At 61.2% G+C, this 5,202-nt stretch carries 4 protein-coding genes; all 4 read right to left on the reverse strand.

What is annotated here, in order from left to right:
• Positions 1-93 precede the first annotated feature (93 nt).
• The gene (locus ACLP9N_RS27430) at positions 94-732 is read right to left on the reverse strand and encodes a rhomboid family intramembrane serine protease (protein ID WP_442410321.1); all 639 of its coding nucleotides are present in this window, start codon (positions 730-732) and stop codon (positions 94-96) included.
• A 39-nt stretch (positions 733-771) separates the two neighbouring features.
• Entirely contained in the window at positions 772-1,338 is a 567-nt protein-coding gene (locus tag ACLP9N_RS27435) for an HdeD family acid-resistance protein (protein WP_442410322.1), read from the reverse strand.
• 189 nt (positions 1,339-1,527) lie between these two features.
• Entirely contained in the window at positions 1,528-3,528 is a 2,001-nt protein-coding gene (locus ACLP9N_RS27440; protein ID WP_442410323.1) for an AI-2E family transporter, read from the reverse strand.
• Positions 3,529-3,870: 342 nt separating this feature from the next.
• Positions 3,871-5,202: DHA2 family efflux MFS transporter permease subunit (locus ACLP9N_RS27445; RefSeq protein WP_442410324.1), on the reverse strand; the 1,332-nt coding region annotated here is incomplete at its 5' end.

Genomic DNA, 5,202 nt, shown 5'->3' on the forward strand with positions numbered 1-5,202 from the left:
GCTCAGACTGACCACGGACAACAGCGCGACGCGACGATCGATTTGTATCGATCCAACGAGCGGCGTCGAGTCAGTGAGCGGCAGTGGGACAAATCACGATGAGTGCTCGAACAACCGCGCGCTCACCGCCCCGAAAATGAACCCCCCGACATGTGCCGCGTAGGCCACTCCGCCCGCTTCCGGGGTGACTGCGCCGAGGCTAAGGAACTGCATCAGAAACCAGATGCCGATCAGGATCACCGCGGGGATATAGGTGACGCTCACGAACACGAAGATGACCAGGAGGGATCGAATCCTGTCACGGGGGTAGGTCACGATGAATCCACCCATGACCGCGGCAATCGCGCCGCTGGCTCCCAGCATGGGAACGGTGGAGGAGGGCACGGCCGCGACTTGCGCGAGCGTTGCGGCCAGCCCGCCTGCCAGATAGAAAGTGAGGTAGCGCCTCGGGCCCATGAGGTCTTCGACCTCCGGGCCGAAGGCCCATAGGAACACCATGTTGCTGATGACGTGCAGCCAGCTTCCGTGCATGAATAGAGCCGTTGCAATCGTGACCAGATGATGTCCGGCCGTCACATCCGCCGGGATGAGTGCCCAGCGCATGATGAACTCATCGCCCCCGGAGAGCTCGAGCACGAAGAGGAACACGTTGAGCGCGATGATGGCCGCCGTGACCCATGGGAATCGGGTCGGCCGGCGGGACGCATCACGCAGTGGACTGACGGCGGCCATGTCGTGATTCAGCGCGTGCGCGGCAGGAGTCCGAAACCGCTAAGTGACCTTGGCGACGAAGCCGCGGATCTTGAAGGCCAGGATCAGCAGCAGCACGCCGAACACGATGGCATACGAGCCGATCAGCCACAGCACGGTCAGTGCTCCTGCGCCGGGATGCCAGATGAGAAGAGTTCCGAATACCACCGAGGCGAGACCCGCGAGCAGCAGCAGCCATTCGCCCTGGATCTCCTTGCGCAACCGGATCGCTGCGACGATCTCAAGGACGCCGGTGGCAATCGCCCACACCGCGATGTAGAAGAGCAATGCGAGCGCCGTTATGGCCGGCGCGAACAGGGTCAGCACGCCGACGCCGATTCCCAGCAGACCTTCCAAGAGCAGCAGCCACCAGTACTCGTGATCCTTCGAGCCGGAAACCGCCGTCCACACCGTGAAGATCCCGTCCGCCATGCAATAGGCGCCGAATACCAGCACCAGCGAAGCCAGGGATATTCCCGGCCACACGAATGTCAGAACCCCGAATGCGATGGCTGCCAGGGCGCGCAGCAGCATGAGCCACCAGCTCCGTGCCAGACTGGAAGCGAGATGCGCGATGATGGTGTTCATAATTCATCCCCGATCTTGTGAGTTGTGCAATTCCGACGCCGACCTGCAATGTTGCCGGACAGTGACGCGCAGCTACATACGTAGTGTTACGGGCAAGAGCTTCATTGCCTGGATCGAGAAGCATGCAGCGCCGCAGTCTTCGCGTCCGTCCAGCAGCAATGCAGTAGAGTTGCCAGCAGCGTTACTGGGTTACTGGAGCACCTCCTCGGTTTGCTTGCGAACCCGACCGAGTCCTTCAGAATGCTGCAAAGCATTGTGCCGCTCGCGCGACATCAGCCCGGCGAGATCCGGTGTCGGGTTCGGTGTGTTGCGCACCTCCTGCCACGACATGCAGAATTCGATCGCCTGCCCGAGAGAGTTCACGGTCGGTTCGGTATTGCTGGCGCCGTTGCCCGGTTCGGATAGGGCTGCGACTCCGGGACAAAAAACCCGCACTATGTAGGCGCGCGGCAATAGCTCGGCAACTTGCTTACTGATCGAATTGGCGCGGGCGCGCTCCGAGCTGGGGAAGGCGCTCACCAGATACACGATGGAGACGCCATCCGGCTCTGCCCCGGCTGGCAGCCCGAGATTAATGTCTCCGGAAGAGAAATGCCGAGCATCAATGCTCTGGGTCCGCAACATGCGTACCAGCAGCTCGGCCGCAAGATCATCGGAGGACGACCCCAGTCCCGAGCAGATCACCACGGATCCGGGAGGCACGCCGAGCGGGCCTTGCCATCTCCCGCTCGATCCCTCGCGTTCCTGACGCAGCCAGCGCCCGGCGCTGACGTACTCAAGTACCGAGCCTCGATGTCGCCGTCGCGGGAGTTTGAGGCTGTCGCTTCCGACGGCTGTAAGGACATCGACGATCACGCGGCGGATCTTCACCTGCTGATTCTCGTTGGTTGCACCGGGTTCGGCGTCGAGCTGTGCAAGATGCAGTGCTGGAAGCAAGACGCGATCGCAATACGTCGCAAGAGAATCCCGTTTCAGGAATGCCCGCGCATTAGCGATGATTTCGTGGGGGTCTGCGGACAGCGCCCGTTGGTAGAAGTTCTGGGGAAGCGTCAGCGGCTGGACATCACCCAATAGGAACTCGAGGATATTGAGCGCCTTTACGTGACGTCCGGCGACGAGCAGACACAAAGTTAGGGGAGTGGACAAGACCAGGCCAACGGGACCCCAGAGGGAGCTCCAGAAGATGGCTGCAACCACCACCGAGAGCGGCGATAGTCCGGTGGTATGACCATAAAGATGCGGTTCCAGCAATTGTGCCGCGACGATGTCGAGGAGGATGAAGACACCCAGAGTGCTCAGCGCCAGCGACCATCCCGGATCGACGGCAAAGGCAAGCGCAATTGCAAAAAGGGCTGCAATACCCACGCCCACATAAGGTACAAAACGCATCACTCCGGCTAACGTGCCGCAGAGAATTGCCTGCGGAACCCGAAGCACACTCAACGCCACCGTAATTGTTACCGCAAAGACCAGATTGACCGCCAACTGCGAAACGAAGAGTCTTGAGAGGCGCTCACCCGCGTCATTGAGCGCCGCAGTCGTCGAACGGATATCGGTTGCGCCCGCGATCCGGATGATGCGGTCGCGCAGGGATTCGTGCTCGAGCAGAACGAAAATGAGGACGAGCAGCACGATACCCGTGGCCTGGATCGGTCCCCAAGCGGACTTCAGGAGCTTCCCCATGAGCTGCAGCGGCTGAGGCGGCACGTCGCGCGGCTCCAACAGTGCGGGGTCCGGCGGCTGTGCCGCCACGGAGCGCTTGACCTTGCTAGTGGGGCCGGAGGGGGTGTCCGATGGATCGTGGATCTCCATCAGGTGGCTCGCTTCTTTCGTAAGGAGGCGCAGCCGTCCGACGGTCACTTCGTCAATGAGCCTGATCTTGTGTTGCACGTTTGCTTGGTACCGAGGAAGGCTCTCGGCGATGCGCAGAATCTGTGTGCCGAGAACCACTGCGGCGGCCATGAACGAAATCGTGAGCACCAGAACCGCGATAAGCACTGAAGAGGCCCGGCCGATTCGGATGCGCCGCAGTGCTCGAACCAGCGGCGCCACTAGCAAGCTCAGCAGAATGGCGAGCGCGAGCGGTATTAGCACCGCCCGACCGATGTACAACAGAGCGAGGACGAGTGCCACAGTCGTGAGGCGGCCGCCATGATGGCGCAGCCATACGGGTGCATCCTCGACACTCACGTCAGTTACCCCTAGTCCGATGTCTGTTGGGCTTTCTCATGCTGCGCCACGCTCAAACTCAAATGCAGTCCGTCGAGCCCAGTGAAGGGACAACGTATGGGCGGGTCCCCGTTGCCAGGACGCCTGAATCCCGGCGCGCCATATTGTGCCGATGGTGGTGAAGTACCGACGATTTTCCATCCAGCGGCGCGCGAGAAGCTCCGCGGCGTGTCTATGGTCGAGTTGTCCGCTCGTATCGGCAATACCTATTTTCATACGTCAACTCCTTTCACATCGAAGGGTCTCGAGGATGGTGCGGGCAATTTCAGAATTTCTATTAGGCATCCACATGCAGCGCCGCACTTAATGCCCAACGGAGGCAGCATCGACCGATCGAGCCGCTTTGGGCGCGAGCACGATCGAAACGGATGCGATGATGAAGACCGCGCCGATCAGCAGCATCAGGCCGTTGGTGGCGAGCATCAGGCTCTGGCTCGTCACGAGGTAGTTGAGCATCTCGCGCGCGAACTGCCCGGTCGTCCCCGGGGGCAGCGTTGCGGCGACCCGGCCCGTGGGATCTACCACATTGGCCAATTCAGCGTGGGCGACGATGCTGCGATTTTGCCAGAAGGTGGTGACAAGGGAGGTCGCAATGGCGCCGGAGATCGTGCGCACGAAGTTCATGAGTCCGGCGGCGGACGCCGTCTCCTCTTCCTTGACCGACCCCATAGCGAGTCCCGTCAGGGGGACGTAGTACATCGGCATGCCGACCCCCATGAAAAAGAGCGGGATGCAAATCACCCAGTAGCTCATGTCGGAGGTGGCGTAGGCGCGCCAGAACGTATCCAGGCCGAGCCACAAGCAGCCGATGAAGATGAGAATGCGCGGATCGACTCGGTTAGCAAGCTTGGCCGCAATCGGGGAGAAGACGACCGACAGGAGCCCTCCCCAGGCGACCACGAGTCCCGCCCAGGTGGTGGTGTAGCCCATGTTGTACTGCAGCCATTGCGGCGTCAGCACGTTGAGACCGAAGAAGGCGCCGAACGCAAGCGCGAGAACCACCATGCAGGAGGAGAATCCGCGATGGCGGAAGACGCGCAGATCGACGATCGGATTCTTCTCGGTTAATTCCCAGATCAGGAAGCTGATGAAGCCGATCACGGCTGTGATGGCGAGCACGCGGATCTCCATCGAGGAGAACCAGTCCTTGTCCTTGCCCTCATCCAGCATGATCTGCAGTGCCGCCACCCAGATGACGAGCAGGAGCATGCCGATCTTGTCGACCGGTTTGATGACCGCAGGATCCTGGTAGCGCTTGAGCAGGACCCACGCGATGAAACCGAAGAGAAATGCCATGGGCACGTTGATCAAGAACACCCACGGCCAGGAGTAGTTGTCGCACAGCCATCCACCGAGCACCGGCCCGACCACGGGCGCGAGCAGTGTCGTCATCGCCCAAAGTCCCATGGCCTGCATGGACTGCTCTTTAGGGAAGATGCGCAGTAGCAGCGTCTGGGACAGCGCCAGCAGCGGCCCGCCCGCCATACCCTGCAATACCCGCATGCCGAGCAGCATTCCGAGGGAGGTGGACATGCCGCAGAAGAGCGAGAAGACTCCGAAGAGCACCACAGAGATGCAAAACAGCCGCACCGCGCCAAAGCGCCCGGACAGCCATCCGGTCAGCGGAACCGTGAT

It is taken from the genome of Mycobacterium sp., assembly GCF_052144515.1.
Classification (GTDB): Bacteria; Actinomycetota; Actinomycetes; order Mycobacteriales; family Mycobacteriaceae; genus Mycobacterium.

Coding starts and splice junctions, on each gene's coding strand:
- ACLP9N_RS27430 (WP_442410321.1), bottom strand. CDS start 732: ATGGCCGCCGTCAGTCCACTGCGTGATGCGTCCCGCCGGCCGACCCGA.
- ACLP9N_RS27435 (WP_442410322.1), bottom strand. CDS start 1,338: ATGAACACCATCATCGCGCATCTCGCTTCCAGTCTGGCACGGAGCTGG.